Raw genomic sequence first — 22,380 nt, forward strand, 5'->3', positions numbered from 1 at the left:
GCGCGCCGCGCCCTCAGGTGGCGGCTTCCTGCATCGCTTCCTGGTAGGCGCCGGGCTCCTGCGCCATCGACAGCAGCACATCGGTCAAGCTGACGACGCCGACAACCTTGCCTTCGTGAATCACCGGCATGTGGCGAAAGCCCCGGGTCGACATCGTGCGAAACACATCCGACACCGTCGTCTGCGGGCGACAAGCCACGACTTTCTTTACGGCGATCTCGTCGACTGTCATGCCGTGGATCAGGTCAGCGCCGCCGGCGACGGCCTTGACGATATCGCGCTCGGACAGCACACCGACGAACTTACCTTCGTCGCCCACCACCATCAGCAAACCGATCCGGTTCTCGGCCAGAACCTTGGCCGCATCGACCATGGTCGTGCTCGGCGTGACGGTAACAACCTTCCGGTTCTTGCGCCGGACGATCAGATCAACTTCCATACTCATAACGTAACTCCGCCCCCAGACTGCGGATTATGCACGAAATCGCGGCATCGGCCACGGTTCCCGGCCCGGGTCGCCCAAATCGAAAGTAAAGTCCGCCCATGAACCCCGGCACACCCCGCTATCCCCGTCTGTTTTCGCCCCTTTCGCTCGGTCCGAAAACGTTGAAGAACCGCATCGTTCAGCCCGGCCACAGCCTGCGTTTGGGCGATGCCGACGGTACCGTGGGCGCGCGCCTGCGCGAATATGTCGCCGCCCGGGCGCGCGGCGGGGCGGCGATGGTGTGTATGGAATCCGCGCCGGTCCACCCCAATAGCCACAACTACGAACACCAGCTTGTTGTCTACGACGATCGGATCGTGCCCGGCCTGGCGGCGACGGCGGACGTAGTGCACGACGCTGGCGCGCTGCTGTCGCTCATCCTGTGGCACGGGGGGCACAACGTGTCCTACCTAGACGGCCAGGCCGCCGTCGCCCCTTCGCCGATCCCTTCGCCCAGCACCGGCGAGACGCCCGCCGTGCTCACCGCCAAGGGTATCCGCGAGATCGTCCGCGCCCACGCCGAGGCGGCCGTGCGCTGCTGGCGGGCGGGCCTCGACGCAGTCGAGGTACAGACTGCCACTGATTATCTCTACGGCGCGTTCCTGTCGCCGACGCTGAACCGACGCACCGACGCGTACGGTGGCTCGATCGAGAACCGCGTGCGCATCGTCGCCGAAACCCTCGATGCCATTCGCGACGCGACCAAGGGCGAAATTGCCGTCGGGGTGCGTACCTCGGCGACCCATGCCATCGCCACCGATCCCGGCGACTACGGCCTGACCGAGTCCGTTGCCGCGATGCAATGGCTCGATCGTCAGGGTCTTTGCGATTGGGTCAGCGTCATGAACGGCTCGCACTGGTCGTTTCCCGAACTCATTGCGCCGATGAGCCATCCCCGCGCCGAACATGCCGGCCTTGCCCGCGCGTTCGCCCAAACCCTTCGCGTCCCGGTCATGGTCGCTGGCCGCATCCGCACTGCGCCGGAGGCCGAGCAGATTCTCGCATCGGGCGCGGCGGACATCGTAGCGATGGCCCGCACCCTCATTGCGGATCCGGATTGGCCCAATAAAGTCATGGCGGGCGACGAGGCGCGCATTCGCCCGTGCGTGTCGTGCAACCAAGGCTGCCTTGCCTTCGCCGCTCAGCACCTTGCCGGCACCTGCATCGTCAATCCGGCGGCGGGGCGCGAAAGCGATCTCGGCCCGATCCTGCCTACCGCCGCGCCGAAACGAATTGCCGTCGTCGGCGGCGGGCCGGCGGGTCTGGAGGCCGCGCGCGTCGCCGCCCTACGCGGTCATACCGTCACGCTCTACGAAGCCGAGGATCATCTCGGCGGTGCCTTGCGCTTGGCGGCGGGCTCGCCCCACCGTCGCGAAATGGCCGCCGCGCTCGCCTGGTGGCGCGGCGAACTCGCGGCGCTCGGCGTCGCCGTCAAGACCGCCACGCGGATTGACGCGGCGACACCGCCCGAGGCCGACCACGTTATCTGGGCCGTCGGCGCCGAACCGGCGGTCACGAAGGTCTGGCAACGCCGGCCGCACCTGCGCGACGGCATTCCCGGTGCGGCGGGTTTGCCGATGGGCCGCGACGTCATGACTGGCACCGCCGCCGTGGCAGGCAACGTTCTCGTCGTCGACGAAGAGGGAGGCTGGCCCACGGTGTCGCTGATCGACCACCTGATCGAAGATCCCGCGGTTCGGGCGATCACGGTGGTTACGCCGGCCGCGGACGTCTGCGGCGCGGCCCTCGACTACACGCTGGAGCGCGCCGAGGTCTTGCACCGATTTGCAGCGTCGACGGTACGGTTCCTGCCGGGCGTGCTGGTCGACCGCGTCGAAAACGGGATGGCCGACCTGACCGACGGTACGCGCCTGGGCCCCTACGATGCGATCATCCTTGCCACCGGTACTGCGGCGCGGGCCTATCCCGACGATGCCCTGGCCGCAGGCGACTGCATCGCGCCGCGCGGCATTTGGGCCGCCACCAACGACGCTCACCGCCTCGCCCGCACGCTTTAGCGTCTTAGCGCACCGCACCCGCGACGTAGAGAATTTCCGGATAGGTCCGCGGCGGCCGCCCGGGGTCGGCCACCGTCATATCGGTGGCCAGTGTCGCGAGCATCGGTACCTGCGGGAAGGATTTCTCGGGCGCGAAACCGCATGCGACGGCAAGCTCCTTCAACTCCATTTCGTGCATGGTTTCCATGAACGGTTCGGCGTTGAAATGCGCCCCCCACCGGTGCCACTGCGCATCGAACGGGGTCTTGGCGAAATACTGCTGCGATTCGCAATGCACCATCACCCCGCCGGGCCGCAGCAGGCGATGGCATTCGCTGTAGATGTTACGGATCGCCCGGTTCGAGGTCTCGTGCAGCACGATTGTCGAGACGACCAGATCGAAACTGCCGTCGGCGAAATCGGTGGCCTCTGCGTTCTGTTGCGAAAACTGAACGGCGACGCCGGCTGCATCCGCGCGAACTTTGGCGTGTCTCAGGCAAGGCGCGGCCACGTCGATCGCGTCGATCTCGGCCCCCACAAAGGCGCGCCCATAGGCCAGGGTCGAATGCCCCACGGTACAGCCCATGTCCAATAGGCGTTGGACCCGAAGGTCGGGAAAGTTGCGCCTCACGAAGGCCGCGAGGGCCTCGCCGACTCCAGCCGCATCGGCGCCCATATAGCCGTAGGAGACGATGACGTGATCGTAAAGCGCGCCGGCGAAGGCGTCGTTGTCGGCCAATTCGCTGTGGTAATTGCCGGGCATGCAGTGGATATCGACCGCGCTTTGGTAGCGCGGTACCCGCACCATCGGGTCGAGCCGCAGGGTCGCGCGACCCGTGCCCTTGGGTGGCCCGGCGGGCCATTGGCGGGCCAACGTCGTGCCCGAGGTGTCCCACATCATTTCCTGTTGGGTGCGCCGCAATGCGCTGGTCCAGGGATAAAGCGCGGTGCGCTCAGCCAGTTTGCGCAACGCGTGACGGTCGGGGTCGTGCCCGGCATTTCGGCGAAACGCCGGCGTCAGTTGGTGATCGGCGATCGCCCGCGCGCCCGGCATCAACGTGCCGCCAATATAGCCGCGAATGCCTGCGACAAAGCGCATGCGCGCGCCCTCGTCGTGGCTTTCGTCGATCGTCAGGCCAGCCGGTTTCATCTTCCTAGCGTATCACGGGAGGTTTCCTTCCCGCATCCCTATCCAGGCCCTAGGATGGGCGTCAGGAGATCACCCCATGAATGACACAGTCCACCGCCGGTGGGTCCTTGCGACACACCCACAAGGCGCTCCCAAGGAAAGCGATTTCCGCCTCGAAGAAGGGCCGCTCCCGGTGCCCGGTCCGGGCGAATTCCTGGTGCGCGCCATCCTGATCGGGATCGAACCGCGCCTGCGCCTCATGCTCAACCCGACGACCGCAACCAACAGGGCGATGCGGCCGGAGGGTGCACCCTCCGCGCTCGGCCAGGTCGTGCCGTCATCGGTCGTGGGCGAGGTTATCGCATCGAACGATCCGGACTATCCAAAAGGTGCAGTCGTCGACGGCCTGTTGGGCTGGCAAAGCCATGCCGTCGTAGCGCGCCAAGGCTACAACCGAAAAAACAATCCGGCCGGCATCCGTACCTGCGACCTCGCGCTCGGTCCGCCGGCGGCCCACCTCAGTGTCCTGGGAACGCCCGGTCTGACCGCCATTCTTGCCCTCCAGCACGAAGGCCGCCTCGCGCCCGGCGAAACCATGGTGGTAACCAGTGCTGCGGGCACGGTCGGTTCGGTCGCGGCGCAGCTCGGCCGGTTGGCCGGCGCCCGCGTGGTCGGCCTGACCGGCAGCGCAGAGAAGGCGCGATATCTCACCGACGACCTCGGATTGGATGCAGCGATCGATTACCGGACTTGCGGCGACCTCGCGGCGGCGGTCCGCGCCGCGTGCCCCGGCGGTGTCGACTATCATTTCGACAACGTCGGCGGCGCCATGGCGGCAACGATCAACGCTCAGTTCAATCCCGGGGCTCGCCACACCCGTTGCGGCATCGTCTCGAAATACAATTTGTCTTCGAGCGAATGGCATCAATCGGACGAGTTCGACGGGCAGTTCACCGTTCACGATCACGTCGCCGAATACGATACGGCCAAGGCCGAACTCGCCCGCTTGCTCAAAGCGGGCGACCTTAAGTGTGTCGAGCGAATTTTCGATGGACTCGAGTCGGCGCCTGCGGCCTTTGTCGGCCTGATGCAGGGCGAGAACATCGGCAAGTGGTTGGTTCGGGTCGCCGAGGATCCCCGGTGAACGGTGCGTCCAAACCGCCACCGCCGGTCGCTGCGGCGAAGCCGCATTTGTCGCCCCAAGGCGACCCCTATGCTTGGCTCCGGGCCGAAAACTGGCAAGACGTCATTCGCGATCCGTCGGTGCTCGACTCCGAGATTCGCACCTACCTCGATGCCGAGAATGCCTACACCAACAGGACGCTGGCACCACTGAACGCCCTCGCCGACACCCTTGTGGGCGAAATGCGCGCCCGCATCAGGGAGGACGATTCCAGCGTACCCGTCCCGGTCGACGAATACCGTTACTACCTTCGTTACAACGACGGCGGTCAGCACCCGCTGTATTGCCGTACCAAGGGCGACGACGGCGCGGAGGAAGTTCTGCTCGATGCCGATGCCGAATCGGCGGGCGAGGCCTTCTACCGGGTGTCGATGTTCATCGTCAGCGACGATCACACCCGGTTCGCCTACGGCGTCGACCTGACGGGCGGCGAAAACTATCGCCTTCGGGTGCGCGACGCCGCGACCGGATCGCTGATCGAGGACGCGATCGGCGGTCTCAGCGGCGACCTGCGTATCGCTAACGACAATAGGACGATCTTCTATGTCCGCCGCGACGACAACCACCGGCCACGCTGGGTCTATCGTCATGTCATCGGCGCGGATCCAAAAAACGACACGCTCGTTTACGAAGAACCCGACCAGGGCTTTTACCTGTCGCTCGGGCGCACCGAGAGCCGTCGCTACATCACCGTCAACTGCGCCGCCCATGACGACACCAGCGAGGTCCGTCTGATCGATGCCGACGCGCCTAGCCGGCCACCGGTCCTGGTGGCGCCGCGCGACCCCGGCGTCAGCTACAGCGTTTATCACCGCGCCGAGCAACTCGTCATCGTCACCAACGCCGACGGTGCCGAGGACTTCAAGATCGTTACCTGTCCTGTCGCGACACCGGGCCGCACTCATTGGCGCGACCTCGTTCCCCACCGGCCCGGACGGTTGATTCTGAGCCTCAATGTCTTTGCCGACTACATCGTGCGGCTGGAGCGGATCGACGCGTTGCCGCGGTTGGTCGTGCACGCCGTTGCGGACGGTCGTGAAGACACCATCGCCTTCGACGAAGCGGCCTACGATCTCAGCTTGTTCCACGAAATGCCGCACGACGCTGCGGTGATGCGGTTCAGCTATTCGTCGATGACCACGCCGCTCACGGTGTACGACCACGACCTCGCCACGGGCGCCCGCACCATGCGCAAGCGCCAGGACGTACCAAGCGGCCACGACCCCGCCGACTACGTGACCGAACGCCTGATGGCACCGACCGCGGACGGCGAGCGCGTTCCCATCTCACTCCTCTACCGCAAGGGCACGCCGCGCGACGGCAGCGCCCCGCTATTGCTCTACGGCTACGGCTCCTACGGGATCAGCATTCCGGCCGCGTTTCAAACCAACCGGCTTAGCCTAGCCGACCGCGGCTTCGTCTATGCCATCGCCCATATCCGCGGCGGCATGGAAAAGGGTTATGGCTGGTACCGTTCGGGCAAATTGCACAACAAGAAGAACACCTTCGACGATTTCATCGCCAGCGCCGAGTATCTGATCGACCGGCGCTACACCGCAGCCGGTAACATCGCGGCGCATGGCGGCAGCGCGGGCGGATTGTTGATGGGCGCGGTAGTCAACATGCGGCCCGACCTGTTCGGGGCCGTGGTGGCCGACGTGCCCTTCGTCGATGTGCTGACCACCATTCTCGACGATTCGCTCCCGCTGACCCCGCCCGAGTGGGTCGAATGGGGCAACCCAATCGAGGACGAAGAGGCCCGCGAATACATCGCGTCCTACTCGCCCTATGACAATGTCGCGGCGCAGGACTATCCGGCGATGCTGGTGACCGGCGGCGTTTCCGATCCGCGCGTGACCTATTGGGAGCCCGCGAAGTGGGTCGCCAAACTGCGGGCGACCAAAACCGACACCAATCCGCTCCTTCTGCACATCAACATGGACGCAGGCCACGGCGGCAAGGCAGGTCGCTTCGCCCGGCTCGACGAGATCGGCCGCATGTATGCGTTCATTCTGTGGGCGTTGGACAGACGGACCTAACCCACACCTTGCTTGGAATGCTCCTCGGGTGTGTTGTAGCCGCCAGCCGACAGGAGAGATGCCCATGACCGCCGCCGCCAAACACACCAACGACCTACCCGGTCTGTTCGAACCCATCGTGGGCGCCGCCAACGTCGTGACCGACGCGGCCGAGCGCCGCTATTTCTCGCGCGACATCTTCTTTTGGGATGACGCCGAGACCGCCGACCTTGTCGTCCGGCCGCGCTCTACAGAGGAGGTTGCGGCCGTCGTCAAGGCCGCCCGCGACGCGGGTTTGGTGATCGCCACCCGCGGCGGCGGCATGTCCTATACCAAGGGCTACATTCCGGCGCGGCCTGGCACGGTGATGATCGACATGCTCGGCCTCAACCGCATCGTCGAGGTCAACGCCGAGGACCGCTACGTCATCGCAGAAACCGGCTGCACCTGGCAGGCGGTGTTCGAGGAAGTTGAGAAGGCTGGCCTCGCCGTCGCCTTCGCCGCGCCCTATTCGGGCGTCTATTCCACCGTCGGCGGCGCGCTGTCGCAAAACGTGCCCCAGGGCATGGAGGATATTCTCGCGATCGAGGTCGTGCGCGCCGACGGCAGCGTGCTGCGCACCGGCTCGTGGGGTCGCGGCAACGACGCCAACCCGTTCTTCCGCCACTACGGCCCCGACCTCACCGGTCTGTTCCTCGGCGACACCGGCTCGTTCGGCATCAAGACCCGCGCTGTGATGAAGCTCGTGAAGAAGCAGGAGGGCATCGTCTATGCGTCCTTCGCGTTCGAGAGCTACGAGGACGAGGTCCGGGCGATGATCGACATGTCCCACGCCGGCATCGTGACCGGCAAGGGCGTCCTCGGCCTCGATCCGTACAAGAGCCAGGCCTTTACCAAGGTCAGCTTCAAGGACGCGATCTCCTCCATGGCGGAGGTCTCGAAGGGCAAGGGCGGTATCAGAAATACGATCCAGATGGCGACCCAGGGCCGTCACTTCATGGACGGCGTCACCTGGTCGATGCATCTCACCTTCGACGGCGTCAATGATGCCGCCGCCGAGGCTCGGATGGAGATCGCCCGCAAGATCTGCCTGAAATACGGTCGTGAGATTCCCAACATCCTGCCCAAGGCGATGGCGGCGCGCCGCTTCTTCGTACGCGGCTTCCTGGGCGAGGACGGCGAGCGCTGGGTGCCGACGAACGCCATGTTCCCGCTGTCGCAGGCCGTGAACGTCGTGAGCGAAGTACAGCGCTTCTTCGAGTCCTATCGATCCGAGCTGCAGCGCCACAACATGATCGAGTCCTACATGACTCACGCGACCGATCAGTACTTTTTGTGCGAGCCGTCGTTCCTGTGGCCCGACGAGGTCAGCGAGTTGCACCTGCGCCACCTCGACAGGCCGACCGCCGACAAGTTCCGCAACAACCCGCCCCATCCCGAGGCGCGCGCTTTTGCACAGAAATTGCGTTTGGATTTACGCGACCTGTTCTACGACCTCGGCGCGGTCAACGTGCAGCTCGCCAAGTTCTACCGCTACCAGGACTCGCTCGAACCCGGCGCCGCACGGATGATCGGCGAACTTAAGGACCTACTCGACCCGGACCACGCGCTGAGCCCGGGGAACTTAGGGTTCGAATAGGTAGTGCGACAATAGTCGATCCGAGACCGAAGCGGGGTGCGTCGTCCTGCGAACCGCTTGCCGATCGAGCGACCGCTACTCCGCCGCCTCGCTGACAACGCACATGTCGCAGTCGGCCGACAGGTTCGGTCGCTCCATGTTCACGACCATGTCCTCGGTCGCGCGCAGCAGGTCCGGGTTGGCCTGCGGATAGGCGACGCGGCTTTGCTTCAAGCCGAGCCGCAGCAGCGCCTCGGTGGCGACATAGCCGGTGCGCATCGGCTCGATCACCGGGACCGGCGCGCGCGCCGCGATCTCCGGCCCCAGCACCGCCATGCAGGTGCAGCCCAACACCACGCTGTCCGCGCCATCCTCTTCCACAGCCTGACGCACCGCGTCGTGGATGCGTTGCGTCATGTCCTTGTTGCGGTCGTTCATCGTCTCGATCGCGCCGACGGCGGTCGTCGTGCTCACCACCTCGTCGTCGCGCAACACGTTGCGGATCGACGCGCAGCGCGCTGCCGCCCCGGTGTTGCGCAAGCGCTCTTCGGTGATGAAGTTCATGCGCGGCGGCCAGATCTTCACGACTGAAAAGCGCCGACCCACCGTCGCCGACAGGGTCAGTGCCGCCTCGCCCGCGCCGACCACCGGGATGCGCAGGGCCGAGCGCATCTCGTCGATGCCATAGTCGCCCATGGTGTTGATGAACACCGCGTCGTAGCCCGCCTTCTGCGCCTCGATAGCGCTGTCGAGATACGCGATGATCGACAGCCCACGTTCGTAGGGCGTATGCGGGAACACCTTCAGGCGCGGGTTGACCAGCGTCGCGTTGAAACCGTCCGAGCGTACTTCTTCGATCGGGGCCAGCGGCTCGCGGCGGCCGACGCCGCCACCGATGACGGCAATCCTCTTTTCCATGACACCCCTCCCTTTGGCGGTCCGGTCAGTGGTCACTATAGTACCGCTTCGGTGCCTGGGCGAACGAATCGCGGGCAACAACGGGAGCATCAAGCATGTCGCAAGGTGTCATCATCGCAGGCGCCGGTCTCGGCGGCCTCGTCGCGGCCCTGGCGCTCCAGCGCGCCGGCGTGCCGGTCAAGGTTTATGAACGCGCTACCGAATTAGGTGAGGTCGGCGCCGGCATCTCGCTCGCGCCCAATGCAACGCGTGTACTGATCGCTCTCGGTCTGCGCGACGACATGGAGTACATCGCCAACAGCCCCGATGCGATGGGCCGCAAGCACTGGGCGACCGGCGAGATCATCGCGCTCGACGCCGCCCCGGAATATGAGGCGACCTACGGCGCGCCCTACTGGCAGGTCCATCGCGCCGACCTGCACGCGCTCCTGGTCGGTGCGGTGCGCGCCAACGATCCGGCGGCGATCGCGCTCAACAAGGAACTCGTATCGTTCGCCGACGACGGTGACGGCGTCATGGCAACGTTCGCCGACGGCACGTCGGCATCCGGCGCCGTGCTGATCGGCTGCGACGGCCTCAAGTCTGTGGTACGCGCGCAATTGTGGAACCCCGGCGCGCCGCACTATCTCGGCTACGTCGCCTACCGCGGCCTGACCCCGGTCGACCGCCTGCCGCCTGGTCTGATCACGCCGGCATCGGCCAACGGCCACGGCGCCGGCACCCACATGACGCGCTACCTTATCCGCAAGGGCAAGACGGTGAATTACGTCGGCTTTGCCCGGCGCAGCGACTGGATCGACGACGGCTGGCACGTCACCGCGACGATCGACGAGGTGTTGCAGAGCTTCGACGGCTGGAACGAAGAATTCCGCCTCATCATCGCCAACACCGAACAGGGCCGGTGCCACAAGTGGGGCATGTTCGGTCGTCCGCCGATGGCGCAGTGGTCCCGGGGCCGCGTCACCCTGCTCGGCGATGCCGCGCATCCGATGCTGCCCTTCCTCGGCCAGGGCGTGTCGATGGCGATCGAGGATTCGATCGTGCTGGCCCGCGCGCTGACCGATCACGGACTCGACGCGGACGCCCTGGCCGCCTACGAGACGGTGCGCCGCCCGCGCGCCAACGAGATCGTCGAACGCTCCGCCGCTCGCGCCGAGGTAACGTTCCAGGTCTCGGACGCCAGCAAGAACATGCGCGCCGGCCTACCCCCCGACATCTTCGGCTATGACGCGTTGACCGTACCGGTGTGATCGTCAAGCGCTTCTGTTTCTGGGCCGACGACGACGCCATTGTCGCCTATCTCATCGCCCAGGTGCGCGATGGCTCAAAGACCGCGACCGCGCGCCCCAAATCGACGTGGGGCGTGCCACGCAATACCTACGACGATGCGGTCTACGGGATCGGCGACATCGCCGACCTCCATGACAACCATGGCGTGGTTCACGCCCGCCTGCGCATCACCGACGTTTACGATTGCCGCTTCGATAGCATCCCGGAAAAACTCTGGCGCGCCGAGGCCGAAACCTCGGCGGCGGCCTTCCAAGACTCCCATATTCGCGGCTGGCCGCACCTCACGCTCACCGACGATACGGTCTTGACGGCGATCCACTTCGAACCGCTCTAGGTTTAGTTCCGGGCCGAGCGAACCGAGCTTTCAGCGATCACCGTTCCGGTCCCGCCGATCACGTTCCCGGTCCCGCCCTTGAACCGCTCCCAGTCCCGCCCCATTCCTCCCCAGGCGGATCGGACGATCACTCAAGCGAAATCTGCCGTGCCGCAAGAATCGAGGATTTCCGCGGGAGTTGGCTTTGTTTCGGCGTTTTGTGGGTGCGGCTGTCAGGGAGACAGACTCTCACCGGCCAAGGCAGAGGGTTCCTGCGGGAGTTGGCTTTGTTTCGACATTTGCGGTCGTCCGAGCGACCGGGTGCCTCTCCGGCAAAGGTGAGTGTTTCTGCGGGAGTTGGCTTTGTTTCGTCGCGATTTCGGGCGGGCGTTCAGCCCTCGGCGAGCCACGCGGCGATGGTGCGGGCCTTGGCCGGCTGGGTAGGGTCGCCCACCGGCATGTCGCGGTAGACGCCGCCCGGGATTACCGCCGCGGTCGGACGCATGTCGGGGTAGATCGTGCCGGTCGGCTCGTTCAGGACCATGGTCGGTACCTTGAGCAGCGGCAGGCGACCGTCGCGGTCCCAACGCATTGCCGCGTTGTAGGGTTTGCCGAAGGTACGCACCGCTTTGAGGACGGCCACGGCCTGCTCGTGCAGTTCCATCGGGTCGGGCATGTTCCACGATCTGCGGTGGTCGGCGTCGCGTTGCCACCACGGATAGAACGCCCAGTGGTCTTTCATCACGTGGAACGCCCAGTCGATTTGGCTGCCGATGGCGTCGGGCGGCGGGCATGGCACGCCGATCGATCCGGTGCTGCGTGCCGGACCCGGCACAGTCAACTCGTCGAGAATCAGGCGCTTGACCCGGTCCGGTTGTAACAGCGCAAGTTCGGTGGCGATCATCGAACCGGTGCGCACGCCGTAGAGGTCGATTTCGCCCACGCCCAGGGCGTCAAGCACACGGCTCAGTCCCTCGGCGAAGTCGGGGATCTCGGGGCTGTCTTTCTCCAGCGAACAGGAATCGCCGTTGCCCAGAGTATCGGGCGCGATCAACCGGCGGGTGCCGTCGTCCAGCGTTTCCAAGAGAGGGAGCAGAAAGTTGCTCGCCACCGGCGACATGTGCAGCGTCACTAACGGACGACCGCCGATCTCTTCCTTGGTGCGACGATAGTGCGCTTGGCCTTCCTTAATTCGCACGAAGGCGCGTTCAATGGTCATGGTCGGTCCCGGTGTTTCCGTGGCATTGGGCTGGTGTACTTTAGCGCCTATCGGCGCCCCGTGCTTGCACCGAGCGGACACTATCGCGATAAAAGGCCCGCGACCAAGGGTGAGGGAGACGAGCGTGAGCAAAACCTGGGATTTGATCGTATGCGGAGCAGGGACGACCGGGATGCCCGCCGCCATCTTTGCTGCCAAACGTGGTGCCAAAGTGTTGGTGTTGGAGAGCGCGCCGGAAGTCGGCGGTACGCTCCACGTCGCGATGGGACAGATCAGCGCGGCGGGAACCCGCATCCAAGCGGCCAAGGGCATCGAGGACTCGGCCGATCGTCACTATGACGACATCGTCGATATCACCGAGGGCCGTACCACCAAACCGTTCGCGCGCCTCGCCGCCGATCACTCCGCCGATACGCTGCACTGGCTCATGGACCTCGGCTGGGAACCGCTACCGGAACATCCGGTCAAGCTCGGCCACCGGCCTTACTCGGTCGCGCGCACCTATTGGGGGGCGGAGTTCGGCGTCTCGCTGTTGAAAGCGATCCAGCCCGTCTTCCTCGCGGCCGTCGAGCGCGGCGACATCGACCTGCGCACCGCCACCGAGGTCGTCGACCTCGTCACGGACGGGCAAGGCCGGGTCACCGGGGTAAGCGGACGCGGCGCCGACGGGGCCACCGAAACCTTTACTGGCAAGAAGGTGTTGCTAGCGACCGGTGGGTTCGGCGCGGGCCACGACTTCTTTAAAGAAGTCAGCGGCTATCCCCTCCACACCTGGGCCTACCCCTATTGCCAGGGCGGCGGTGCTCGTTTGGCGTTGAAGGCGGGCGCCGAGATGTGGCATCGGGACTACTTCATCCCGCGGTGGGCAGGCGTCTCCACCCCCGAATCGGGCGACCGCGTCGATCGCATTTCCGACACCTCCAGCCGCCGGCCGGCTTGGGAAATTTATGTCACCGGCGAAGGCAAACGGTTCGTGCCCGAGGATGTCGAGGAACCTCTGGCGCGCGAACAAGCGCTCCTCAAGGTCCCCGATCTCTCGTTCTGGGTCCTCTACGACGAGACCATCCGGCGCGAGGCACCGCCGTTCTTCGATACCGTCGCGCCGGAAAAGATCGCGGCGTGGATGGGTCATCACCCGTCCTTCGTAACCGCCGATACCCTCGCCGACCTTGCGGCCAAAGCCGGAATCGACTCGGCCAATCTCGCCGCGACCGTGGCGGCCTATAATGACGCCGTCGATTCCGGAAAGGACGCTTTTGGCCGTAAGCACCTGCCGCGCCGTATCGAAACGGCGCCGTTCTATGCCGTCAAACACCACGGTGCCGCGGCGACGACCATTCCCGGCGTTTCGGTCAACGAGCGCTTCGAGGTCGTACGGGGCGACGGATCGGTGATCGAGAATCTCTACGCTGCGGGCGAAATCCTCGGCATGGGATTGCACTCGGCCAACACCTTTGTTGGCGGCCTTGGGCTGATGCCTGCCCTAACCTATGGGCGTCTCCTGGGCCAACGCTGGTTGCAATGGGACGGTGTCGCCGAAGCTGCCGAATAGGTCAGTCGCCGAGCGTCGTGCCGACGCACAGCATGACGCAGCCGATCTCTGAGGATTCGCCGCTTTCGAAACCTAGAGTCGATGGGGTCGACCACTCCAGGTAATGCCCCCGCTTGAGGTCGTGCCGTACGCCGGTCGCCGCATTGGCGCCGTCGTAGGTCCACACCGGCGCGTCGCCATGCAGGACGTAAAGCCACCGGCGCTGCGGCTTGGCACGGCCGCGGTGAACGGTGTTTGGCGGAGTCCAGCCCGGTGGAATGTGAACAAGGCAAACCGGATGAAAGCGCGGGTCCGGCGCTGCACCGCCGTCCGAAAGCACCTTAATCTTGCAGCCTGCGAGGTCCGGGTGGGGTACCCAGGGAACCGCCGAAGAGTCCGCCGTGTACGGCGGATTGAAGTCGGTCCCGAACGACGCAAGGTCCCCTTCGAACGGGATGTAGTTGAACTCGAGCGGTCCGGTCCCCCATTCGAGGATCATGCATCCCAGCTCGCTGGTCGGGTCCAGCGAAATGCCGTGGATCGATCGGGGTGTGCGGTCCAACAAGAATCCCTCGCGAAAATCGAACGCACGTCCGACCGTCGTCGTCGGTAGGTCGTACTCGTGATAGGGGATGTTGCCGAAAAGAATGAAGACCCCCTCACGGGTATCGCCGTGATGGTGGCGCTCTTTCTCCGCGATCGTGAATCCTGGCGGCAAATAGGCCTGACGCAGATTCGCACCGCTTGCGGCGTCGAAGTGAAGTTCCTTCGATTTGGTTCCTGGAAACTGCGGATGCCAGTCGCCCCACGGCACGGTATTGGTGTCGATCGTGCGTACGGTCTCGGTCATTCCAGGCCCTCCCCAAAAAGTGCAGGCTAAGAAGCGCCCGCCGTTCGGTCAATCACCGGAGAGGCACGGTCATTCCGTAGGGTTTCTGCGCGAGCTGTTGGGTGACGATCGGTAGCGTCGTCCCGTCCGGGTCGAAGAACTTACCGCTATCGGCCAACGTCAGGTTGGGAACGAACCGCCACAGCATGCGGGCGCTTTCCTCCGGCGACAGGGCACCGGGTGGCGGCGGCGTCACTTTTGTCGCAACCCACCCAGGGTGGGCACAACTGGAAACGATGCCGCGGTCCTTCAGCGCCAGTGCGATTTGCAAGGTGACCTGACTGAGCGCGGACTTCGCCGCACGGTAGTCGACGTACCCAAAGGTCGGTTTCGGCCCGATTCGGCTCGAGATGAAAAACATGATTTTGCGTTCGCTCGCGGCCACATTCTCGACCAGCACTTCGGCCAAGCGCATCGGCGCCATTGTGTTGGCCCGCGTGAGGTCGGCCCAAACCCCATAGTCGGTTTCGCCAAAGGCCATGTTCTTCGTGCCCGTAATCGCGCCGTTGGAAAGCAGGACGTCGATCGGGGTGCCGTCCAGACGTTCGGACAGGCGGTCGATCGAGGCAAAATCCATCAGATCCATCGGCAAGACGCTCAGCCGGTCTTCCCCCGCCAGTGCCCGCAGTTGTGTGGCCTGTTCGGGTTGACGGGCGGTGGCGTAAACCCGCCAACCTTCAGCCAGCGCTGCGCGTACCAGGGCGAGCCCGAGGCCCCGGTTGCTCCCCGTGATCAGCGCGTTCGGCATTCAATTCCTCCCTGGACGCGGTTGTGGCCGGTGGCCGGCCTCCCCTAGACTACCGCAACCCTGGCTTCCCTTGTGCACAAGGAGTGACGTCATGCCCGTTCACGCAACCCACGACATGTTCCCCGGCGCTCACCATGACGAGCAGGCGCGCCAAGACTTCGTGCGGATGTTCAAACTAAAGGTGCAAAGCGAGATCGGTCCCGGCAACCGCCTGTTGTACGAAACCAAGGTCAAGCCGGCGTTTGAACGTACCAATCACCGGTCGCCGAAATCGCGCAGCGAACTGCGCCGCGCGATGGGTGCGGAGCCCTACAACATGATGTGGGGCGCGCTGCTGCGGACTTCGCAAGAACTCCTCTATGAATCGGTCGGACCCAGCGTCGAACGCCAGTTGCCCGAACTGCAAAAAAGAGCGGGCCGTTTTTCCGGCAAGCTCGGGTCGCTCGAACTCGATCCGTCGTTGAAGATTCCGGGCTATCACGCGGCGGTCAATATCCACTGCAAGCCGGGCGGCTATCATTCCGAGTTGCACGGCGACAACGACATCTTCGCTGGCGCGGAATACGACCGTACCGTCCATATGTATCTGATGGGCGCCATGGGCCCCAACAACGACGACTTCGGTCGGTCGGCGGCCCGTTGGTTGAAGCGCGCCCATCCCGAGATCGAAGTCCGCCGCGTGCTGGATATGGGGTGCACGATCGGTCACTCGACCTTGGCGTGGTGCGACGAATACCCGGACGCGGAGATTCACGCGATCGACGTTGCCGCGCCGTGCCTGCGTTACGCCCATGCCCGTGCCGAGGCGATGGGCAAGAAAGTGCACTTCCACCAAATGAACGCGGAGCACACTGGATTCGAAGCGGGGTCGTTCGACGTGGTCGTCTCGCACATCATGATGCACGAGACCTCGACCAAGGCGCTGCCGCGAATCTACAAAGAGGCCCGGCGCCTATTGCGGTCGGGCGGCATCACGATGCACCTCGACGCGCGGTTCGTCGGCAACAACCTTTACGACCAGTACCAGCAGGAGTGGGACGCACATTACAACAACGAGCCGTTCTTCGGCACGCTGTGCGATACCGATCTGGTCGCCGCGGCTCGGGCCGCAGGGTTTGCCGACGACAGAATTCTCGAGACATTTATTCCGTCGCACTACAAACCGCGTGCCGGCCTTGAGGCGCCGATCAACGATGCGATGAAGGGCGACTATTACATGCTTGCTGCGCTGCGCTAGCGCCAGGCCAGTGTAGAACCCTGGGCCTGCCATTCGCGGCAGGCCCTTCTTTTTCCAGGAGGAAGTTCCCATGGACTTGGTCACCACCCACGGCGCCGCAATTCCAAAGATCGGATTCGGCACGTTCCCGCTCAAGGGCGACGACGCCTGGCGCATGGTGGCCCATGCGTTGAAGGCCGGGTATCGCCATATCGACACGGCACAAATGTACGGCAACGAGGCCGAGGTCGGCGACGCCATTGCGCAGTCGGGCGTTGCCCGCGACGAGGTGTTCCTGACCACCAAAGTGTGGCCCGACAACTTTGGCGATGGGCCGCTCCAAAAATCGGTCGAGCAAAGCCTCGAAAAGCTCCAAGTCGATGCGGTGGACTTGCTTTTGCTCCATTGGCCCAAGTTCGATAGACCGCTGAACGAGACCGTCCGCGCGCTCAACGCGGTACAGCGCGCCGGGATGGCGCGGCATATCGGTGTCAGCAACTTCACGGTGGCGCTCGTCAACGAGGCCTGGGCGTGCAGCGAGGCACCGTTGATCAACAACCAAGTCGAGTACCATCCCTATGTCGACCAAGGGCCGGTCCTGGGTGTCGTGCGCGAGCGGGGCATGTCGCTGACGGCGTATATGCCCAATGCACGCGGCAAGGTGTACGGGGACGCGGCGCTCGAGAAGATCGGCGCGCGTCACCGTAAGACGGCGGGACAGGTGGCGCTCCGTTGGCTCTATCAACAAGACGGCGTCGTCGCGATCCCGCGCACCGGCAATGAAGCCCACGCCGATGAGAACATCGCGATTCTCGATTTCGCGCTGAGCGACGCCGAGATGGCCGAGATCTTCGCGATCGGCCGCCCCGACGGCCGGCTCCTCAATCCGCCGGGGCTCGCGCCCAAATGGGATTGATCTCCGCTAGTTGCGGTCTTTGATCGGCAGAATCGGTCTTCCCACGATCTCGTCGTCGCGCGGGACGAACGATGGCCGGTCGGTAAAGCGGTCGAACCACGCCTTCATCGCGGGCCGTCCCTCGCGCCAATCCCACGGCAGGATGCCCTTTTCGCGTTGCCAGTCGTGGTACTTGAGCGCACACGCGATGGATATCTGCCCAACGCTCAGGCCGGTGTAACTGCCGCAGTCCCGGTTCACTCGGTCCAGCCCTCGGCGGATCGCAGATTCGATACGGTGCTGAAAATCTTCCCGAATGTGTTCCTTCGGCCGGTTGATTTCGAACTGCCGTTGGCTCGAGAGGTCGAACAATTGGTCCCCGAGGGTAAGCCGGGTTAGCTCGACCCAGCGCGCAGGCCCCGATTTTGGGAACAGCTCGGGTTCGGGCGCGAGCGAGTCGAAATATTCGTAGATGACGTGGCCGCCGTAAATCGGCGTCCCGTCGTCCAGCACGAGCGTCGGTACCTTGGACAGCGGGTTGGCGGCGGTCAGTTCGTCCCATTGTTCGTAGGGTATGCACGGTCGCGGTTCGAGCGAGTGGTAAAGACCTTTCTCAAGGGCGACGACCTGCACCTTGTGGATCAAACCCTTCAACGGGGTGTAGTAAAGCTTCATCTTGCTACCTGTTGGCTGTCCGCGGCGGAGCAGCCTAGCATGACGAACCGGGGAGGGCGCGTGGACCAGGCGACATTCGAAAAGATATGGCGGGTACCGGACGGCGTTCGGCGCGGATACGCCGATTGCCGCTTCGGACAACTGCACTACGCTCGCTTCGAGCCCGATCGCGCGACGCAACCGCCGCTGGTGTGTTGTCATGCCAGCCCAGTATCATGGCGTAGCTGGCAAGCGCTGATGCCGGAGATCGGACGCGACCGTGTTGTCATCGCCGTCGATTCGCCCGGTCACGGTGATTCGAGCAAACCTGCCACCCAGCCCGCGATTCCAGACTATGCCGCGGCAATCGGCGATGCGCTCCCGTCGCTGGGGATCGACCGCTTCGATGTGATCGGCAACCACACCGGATCTAAGGTTGCGGTCGCCCTTGCACTACAACAGCCGCAGTCGGTGCGGCGACTGGTCTTGATCTCTGCGCCGTTCTACAGCGATGCCGAGGTTGCAACGATGCGGGCGCGCTACGCCGAGGTGCCGCTTGCCGAGGATGGTGGTCATTGGTTGATCCGGTGGGGCGCCATGATGTCGTCCCTCGGCAAGGCACTGCCGCCCGAGGTCGTGCATCGAATCTTTCTAGAAACGCTGCGTGGCGGGGCCGAATACGAATGGGGTCACCACGCCGCATTCGCCTATCAGCACGCCGATCACCTCCCGAAGGTGCCGCAACCCGTTCTTGTCCTCAATCCCCAAGACGAAATCCATTCTGCGACCAAACGTTGCGAAAGCAATCTGCGTAACGGGCGTTTGGTCAATCTCGAGTCGAGCCACGAACTCACCGAACTGGAGCCTGAAACATTCGCAGCGATGTTGCGCGACTTCCTCGACAAATCGGCCGACGACCCTGACCTGCGGGACGCGACGCCGGCGTCACCGCCGCGCGGTCCGTCCGCCCGGTCGACCCGTGTGCGCCGCGGCTATGCGGAGATGCCCTTCGGGCAGTTGCATTACCTGAAGGGTGCGCCGGACGGAACACCGCGCGGGCGGCCTGTTCTGTGTCTCCATGCCAGCCCGCGCTCTGGCCGCGATTTCGGCCTGATCCCCGAAGTACTGGGCCGCGACCGCATCGTTCTGGCGCCCGACATGCCGGGGCTCGGTGGGTCGAGTTTGCCCGCGGCGCCGATGACGATCGAGGATTGGGCCGAGACCATGTTGGGGTTTCTGGATCGCATGCATGTCGATCAGGTCGATGTCTTTGGGTACCACACCGGTTCTGTGACAGCGGTGGCGCTGGCGCTGGCGGCGCCCGACCGGGTGAACCGGGTTGCCGCGATCTCGCTGCCGCTCCTGGGGCAGACCGTGCGCGAGGCGCAGTTCGACAAAATAGCCCCGGACCTCGCGGTCAAGGCGGACGGGTCCCACCTCACGTCGGTGTGGCAAAAGAAGTGGGCCTATCGCGGCGGCACGCAAACCCTGCCGCTTTTCGATGCCTTTATGTCGGATTACGTCCGCGCCGGGCCGCTGGCCTACCGCGCCTACTACGCGCTTTTCGGCTATCCCCTGGAGACGCGGCTGGCAGACGTGCGGCAGCCGATGCTGGTGTTCAATCCGAAGGACGAGATCTCACAAAACACGCGCGAGGCAATGGCGTTGGTGCAGAACGGTCGGCTGGTAGATGTCGATCCGTGGGGCTACGGCATGCTTGATACCAACCCGGAGGAAATCGCCGAGTACCTTCGGGCGCACTTCGACGCCTAGACGGTCGCGTGGACCTTCGCAACGTTGCGCACTGCGTCTTCGACGACCGTACCGTCGAAGAAGTGGGGGTTCATCTGGGTGTGTAGTCGGGTGACGTTTTCGAAGGTGAAGGCGCGGAAATCGTCGGGCGTAAGCAACCCGTCTTCGACCAGTTCCCAGGCTTCGGCCAGAACCTTGGTCGGGTCGGGGACGTCCCAGTGACCGATATCTGACCCGAGGAAAGCGTTGAGTTTAGCGCCGAACGGATTGAGCCGAGGATCGAACGCGGCGCCGTTCATCCGATCGTCGGCCTCGCACCCGATAAAGAAGTTCGGCAGGAAGCGTCTGCCGATATCGGCCTTCTCGCCCAGTTCGGCGGCGCCCCAATCGTCGACATCCTCGGCAGTTTCGGCGCCGAGAGGACTGGCAAAGACGCTATCGAACGCGTCCGGATCGCCGGCGCCAATCAGCGCACCGCCGTAATGCCGGAAGTAATCCGAGAGTTCTGCGCGATCCAAGAGCCTTGGGTCGGTGACGCGCCGCAGTGAATCGATGTTTCTCTTTTCCCAATGTTCGGTGATGTCGTTTAGCAAGCTGAGCGCCCACCCCGCGCCGCCTTCGAGAAAGGCGATCCGTAGGTTCGGGAAGCGCCGAGTAACGCCGCCCATGAACAGGGCTTTGCATACCGCATCGGCCCCTGCGGCGAAGTGGCCGATGTGATTGTACATAAAGTTTGTGGTCGTGGACCGCGCACCCCAGCCCGCCCCCATCCCACTGTGATGGGTGGCCGGGGCCACACCCAGTTCGAGGCATTTCGCCCACACCGGGTCGTAGTCGTACAGGCTGTCGACGGCCAACGGGTCGATCCAGACCGCGTGGCGATTGTCGCCGGCATCCGCGACCGGCCGGGTGACGCAGCCCGGAATGGTGACCGTCTTGAAGCCGCGCTCTTTCACTGCGAATTCGATCTCGGCGATGGCTTCGGCCGGGGTATGGATTGGGATCACCGCGGACGGCGTCATGCGGTCGCGGTGCGCGTCGAACAGGTCCGCATACATCAGGTTCAGCGCGCGACATCCGCCAAGCCTGAGCTCTTCGTCGTTGCTCGAGGAAATCGGAATACCGATCGAGGTGTACATGATCGCGAAATCGATCCCGAACTCGTCGAGCCGTTCGCGGATCAGATTGGGCAGCATCGTGGTGGCCCGTTCGCGCGCACTGGCCGAATTCACCAGCCATGACGGGGGGCGCATCAACCGTTGCCGGTGCCGGGCATCGGGCGCCAGCGAAAACCAACCCTGGGCGTCGTCGTACGGACTGTTGGCCGCCTGCAGCCGACGATAGCGGTCGGCCAGATGTTGACCGCCTGCTTGCCGCAGATAGTCGATGAATACTGGCAGGATCTCGACGATATGCCCGTCCCCGTCGATAACCGGGTGATCGAGACCGGCCCGGATTTGCTGAGATTTGCCAATCGTCATTGTACATGCCTAGCACGGTTTTATTGAGTTTAGGGGGCCGCGATGGCTGTTTCTAGCCGTCGCAACGCGGGTCCGACCGATGGGAGATTTCTTCAACAATTGAGGCAACTTATCCACAATTAATGCATTTTTGCGTTTCATAGCCAGTGTTATGCAGTTTTGCATATCGTTCTTGCGACCTTCGCTGATGTGGGGGTCAACAACGTCTGCCTAAGATTTCATCCTGGAATTCGAAGCGATTGGATGAGGGCAGCGATGTTGCGTCAGGCAGAACAAGTACCGAGTAGCGAGACTGAAGAGTCCATCGGCCGGTTTCTCTATCCCGCAACACCGCGGTCCCACGCGCGGATTGCTCTCAAGCCCGGCGGAACCGGTTTCCCCGCGCGACTTGCCAACGCCATTCTCGGTGAAGAGAAGGGCGAGCCGATCATGCGGCTGAGCCCGCGGGAAACGGAATGCCTCGAGTGGACCGCCCAGGGGAAGACCACCTGGGAAATCGCGCAGATCCTCTGCCTCTCGGACTCGACCGTGAATTACTACATTCGCAACGCGATGAAGAAACTCGCGGTACATACCAAAGCCCATGCGGTTTCCAAGGCCGCGGTGCTGGGCATGTTCGGATGACAATCGATTTGGAGCAGTGTGCGACGGGCGCCACTCTCCGCCGGTTTGAGGGCCGGGCTTGTGACGCCGCTCTGGCGTCTCGCGACCAAGCTTCTTCTGTGCCGCACCCAGGTGAAGCGCCTTTTGGCATCGGCGATCTTCGTCGATGGCGGGAACCTACCTCCTCAGGAACCCGCTTCGCGACCTGTCGGGCAGTCCGTGCCCTCAAAGTTACTGGCGTAGACGCGCCAGGACGACCCGGTACAGGGACGTACCGGTCTTCACATGAGCAAGAAATGACATGGTGAAAGAAATGACAGACCTTACCGCGAACGGATCTGGGGCCGGACGCCGGTCTCTTCTGAGGAAAATTGCCTCCTCGATGGGAATGCAAAAGAAAAAACCAAAGAGTACGCAGAAGGGCGACGCGTACGCTGACTAC

At 64.1% G+C, this 22,380-nt stretch carries 19 protein-coding genes; 11 read left to right on the forward strand and 8 right to left on the reverse strand.

Annotated elements, in window-relative coordinates; all coding sequences use genetic code 11:
* Window positions 1-13: 13 nt before the first annotated feature.
* On the reverse strand, window positions 14-445 hold the full coding sequence (locus tag RID42_05275; protein MEQ8247074.1) for a CBS domain-containing protein: 432 nt from the start codon (window positions 443-445) through the stop codon (window positions 14-16).
* Window positions 446-543: 98 nt separating this feature from the next.
* Between RID42_05275 and RID42_05280 the strand changes: the two genes are divergently transcribed.
* Window positions 544-2,502 carry an FAD-dependent oxidoreductase gene (locus tag RID42_05280; GenBank protein MEQ8247075.1) on the forward strand — a complete coding sequence of 653 codons (1,959 nt, stop codon included), beginning with the start codon at window positions 544-546 and terminating at the stop codon, window positions 2,500-2,502.
* A 4-nt stretch (window positions 2,503-2,506) separates the two neighbouring features.
* Here the strand turns inward: RID42_05280 and RID42_05285 are convergent, their stop codons facing one another.
* Complete coding sequence (locus RID42_05285; protein ID MEQ8247076.1) at window positions 2,507-3,631, reverse strand: class I SAM-dependent methyltransferase; 1,125 nt, start codon at window positions 3,629-3,631, stop codon at window positions 2,507-2,509.
* 76 nt (window positions 3,632-3,707) lie between these two features.
* Between RID42_05285 and RID42_05290 the strand changes: the two genes are divergently transcribed.
* The 3 genes from RID42_05290 (at window position 3,708) to RID42_05300 (ending at window position 8,450) form a co-directional block, all read left to right on the forward strand.
* The gene (locus RID42_05290; protein ID MEQ8247077.1) at window positions 3,708-4,754 is read left to right on the forward strand and encodes an NADP-dependent oxidoreductase; all 1,047 of its coding nucleotides are present in this window, start codon (window positions 3,708-3,710) and stop codon (window positions 4,752-4,754) included.
* On the forward strand, window positions 4,751-6,832 hold the full coding sequence (locus tag RID42_05295; GenBank protein MEQ8247078.1) for a S9 family peptidase: 2,082 nt from the start codon (window positions 4,751-4,753) through the stop codon (window positions 6,830-6,832). Before RID42_05290 ends, RID42_05295 begins: the two co-directional genes overlap by 4 nt.
* A gap of 64 nt (window positions 6,833-6,896) precedes the next feature.
* Window positions 6,897-8,450: an FAD-binding oxidoreductase gene (locus RID42_05300; protein ID MEQ8247079.1), complete on the forward strand. Its 1,554-nt coding sequence runs from the start codon at window positions 6,897-6,899 to the stop codon at window positions 8,448-8,450.
* A gap of 75 nt (window positions 8,451-8,525) precedes the next feature.
* Here RID42_05300 and RID42_05305 read toward each other — a convergent pair whose 3' ends face one another.
* Window positions 8,526-9,347, reverse strand: a complete 822-nt coding sequence (locus RID42_05305) for an aspartate/glutamate racemase family protein (protein ID MEQ8247080.1) — start codon at window positions 9,345-9,347, stop codon at window positions 8,526-8,528.
* A 95-nt stretch (window positions 9,348-9,442) separates the two neighbouring features.
* On the opposite strand from RID42_05305, the gene RID42_05310 reads away from it, so the two are divergent.
* Together RID42_05310 and RID42_05315 are read left to right on the forward strand one after the other, a co-directional pair.
* Window positions 9,443-10,597: an FAD-dependent monooxygenase gene (locus RID42_05310; GenBank protein ID MEQ8247081.1), complete on the forward strand. Its 1,155-nt coding sequence runs from the start codon at window positions 9,443-9,445 to the stop codon at window positions 10,595-10,597.
* Window positions 10,594-10,971: an ASCH domain-containing protein gene (locus tag RID42_05315; GenBank protein ID MEQ8247082.1), complete on the forward strand. Its 378-nt coding sequence runs from the start codon at window positions 10,594-10,596 to the stop codon at window positions 10,969-10,971. Before RID42_05310 ends, RID42_05315 begins: the two co-directional genes overlap by 4 nt.
* A 370-nt stretch (window positions 10,972-11,341) precedes the next feature.
* Here RID42_05315 and RID42_05320 read toward each other — a convergent pair whose 3' ends face one another.
* Window positions 11,342-12,169 carry an alpha/beta hydrolase gene (locus RID42_05320; protein ID MEQ8247083.1) on the reverse strand — a complete coding sequence of 276 codons (828 nt, stop codon included), beginning with the start codon at window positions 12,167-12,169 and terminating at the stop codon, window positions 11,342-11,344.
* A gap of 124 nt (window positions 12,170-12,293) precedes the next feature.
* On the opposite strand from RID42_05320, the gene RID42_05325 reads away from it, so the two are divergent.
* The gene (locus tag RID42_05325; protein ID MEQ8247084.1) at window positions 12,294-13,721 is read left to right on the forward strand and encodes an FAD-dependent oxidoreductase; all 1,428 of its coding nucleotides are present in this window, start codon (window positions 12,294-12,296) and stop codon (window positions 13,719-13,721) included.
* 1 nt (window position 13,722) lies between these two features.
* On the opposite strand, the gene RID42_05330 is transcribed toward RID42_05325, so the two are convergent.
* Both RID42_05330 and RID42_05335 read right to left on the reverse strand, forming a co-directional pair.
* Window positions 13,723-14,550: a hypothetical protein gene (locus RID42_05330; protein ID MEQ8247085.1), complete on the reverse strand. Its 828-nt coding sequence runs from the start codon at window positions 14,548-14,550 to the stop codon at window positions 13,723-13,725.
* 52 nt (window positions 14,551-14,602) lie between these two features.
* A complete protein-coding gene (locus tag RID42_05335) occupies window positions 14,603-15,337 on the reverse strand; it encodes an SDR family oxidoreductase (GenBank protein ID MEQ8247086.1) in 735 nt (244 codons plus the stop codon).
* A gap of 91 nt (window positions 15,338-15,428) precedes the next feature.
* Here RID42_05335 and RID42_05340 point away from each other — a divergent pair, with 91 nt between their 5' ends.
* Entirely contained in the window at window positions 15,429-16,574 is a 1,146-nt protein-coding gene (locus RID42_05340) for a class I SAM-dependent methyltransferase (protein MEQ8247087.1), read from the forward strand.
* 70 nt (window positions 16,575-16,644) lie between these two features.
* Window positions 16,645-17,469, forward strand: coding sequence for an aldo/keto reductase (locus RID42_05345; protein MEQ8247088.1), 825 nt, complete (start codon window positions 16,645-16,647; stop codon window positions 17,467-17,469).
* A gap of 6 nt (window positions 17,470-17,475) precedes the next feature.
* Here RID42_05345 and RID42_05350 read toward each other — a convergent pair whose 3' ends face one another.
* Window positions 17,476-18,123 carry a glutathione S-transferase family protein gene (locus tag RID42_05350; protein ID MEQ8247089.1) on the reverse strand — a complete coding sequence of 216 codons (648 nt, stop codon included), beginning with the start codon at window positions 18,121-18,123 and terminating at the stop codon, window positions 17,476-17,478.
* Window positions 18,124-18,183: 60 nt separating this feature from the next.
* Between RID42_05350 and RID42_05355 the strand changes: the two genes are divergently transcribed.
* Window positions 18,184-19,875 (forward strand): alpha/beta hydrolase, encoded by a 1,692-nt coding sequence (locus tag RID42_05355; GenBank protein ID MEQ8247090.1) that lies wholly within the window; start codon window positions 18,184-18,186, stop codon window positions 19,873-19,875.
* On the opposite strand, the gene RID42_05360 is transcribed toward RID42_05355, so the two are convergent.
* Entirely contained in the window at window positions 19,872-21,335 is a 1,464-nt protein-coding gene (locus RID42_05360; GenBank protein MEQ8247091.1) for an amidohydrolase family protein, read from the reverse strand. The genes RID42_05355 and RID42_05360 overlap by 4 nt on opposite strands.
* Before the next feature lie 255 nt (window positions 21,336-21,590).
* On the opposite strand from RID42_05360, the gene RID42_05365 reads away from it, so the two are divergent.
* Window positions 21,591-21,959, forward strand: a complete 369-nt coding sequence (locus tag RID42_05365; GenBank protein MEQ8247092.1) for a LuxR C-terminal-related transcriptional regulator — start codon at window positions 21,591-21,593, stop codon at window positions 21,957-21,959.
* Window positions 21,960-22,380 lie beyond the last annotated feature (421 nt).

This window comes from Alphaproteobacteria bacterium, from assembly GCA_040216735.1.
Classification (GTDB): Bacteria; Pseudomonadota; Alphaproteobacteria; order SHVP01; family SHVP01; genus CALJDF01.

Bases quoted from the DNA above. Each gene is read 5' to 3' on its own strand.
- RID42_05275 (MEQ8247074.1), bottom strand. From the start codon at position 445: ATGAGTATGGAAGTTGATCTGATCGTCCGGCGCAAGAACCGGAAGGTT.
- RID42_05280 (MEQ8247075.1), top strand. From the start codon at position 544: ATGAACCCCGGCACACCCCGCTATCCCCGTCTGTTTTCGCCCCTTTCG.
- RID42_05285 (MEQ8247076.1), bottom strand. From the start codon at position 3,631: ATGAAACCGGCTGGCCTGACGATCGACGAAAGCCACGACGAGGGCGCG.
- RID42_05290 (MEQ8247077.1), top strand. From the start codon at position 3,708: ATGAATGACACAGTCCACCGCCGGTGGGTCCTTGCGACACACCCACAA.
- RID42_05300 (MEQ8247079.1), top strand. From the start codon at position 6,897: ATGACCGCCGCCGCCAAACACACCAACGACCTACCCGGTCTGTTCGAA.
- RID42_05305 (MEQ8247080.1), bottom strand. From the start codon at position 9,347: ATGGAAAAGAGGATTGCCGTCATCGGTGGCGGCGTCGGCCGCCGCGAG.
- RID42_05310 (MEQ8247081.1), top strand. From the start codon at position 9,443: ATGTCGCAAGGTGTCATCATCGCAGGCGCCGGTCTCGGCGGCCTCGTC.
- RID42_05320 (MEQ8247083.1), bottom strand. From the start codon at position 12,169: ATGACCATTGAACGCGCCTTCGTGCGAATTAAGGAAGGCCAAGCGCAC.
- RID42_05330 (MEQ8247085.1), bottom strand. From the start codon at position 14,550: ATGACCGAGACCGTACGCACGATCGACACCAATACCGTGCCGTGGGGC.
- RID42_05335 (MEQ8247086.1), bottom strand. From the start codon at position 15,337: ATGCCGAACGCGCTGATCACGGGGAGCAACCGGGGCCTCGGGCTCGCC.
- RID42_05340 (MEQ8247087.1), top strand. From the start codon at position 15,429: ATGCCCGTTCACGCAACCCACGACATGTTCCCCGGCGCTCACCATGAC.
- RID42_05345 (MEQ8247088.1), top strand. From the start codon at position 16,645: ATGGACTTGGTCACCACCCACGGCGCCGCAATTCCAAAGATCGGATTC.
- RID42_05350 (MEQ8247089.1), bottom strand. From the start codon at position 18,123: ATGAAGCTTTACTACACCCCGTTGAAGGGTTTGATCCACAAGGTGCAG.
- RID42_05360 (MEQ8247091.1), bottom strand. From the start codon at position 21,335: ATGACGATTGGCAAATCTCAGCAAATCCGGGCCGGTCTCGATCACCCG.
- RID42_05365 (MEQ8247092.1), top strand. From the start codon at position 21,591: ATGTTGCGTCAGGCAGAACAAGTACCGAGTAGCGAGACTGAAGAGTCC.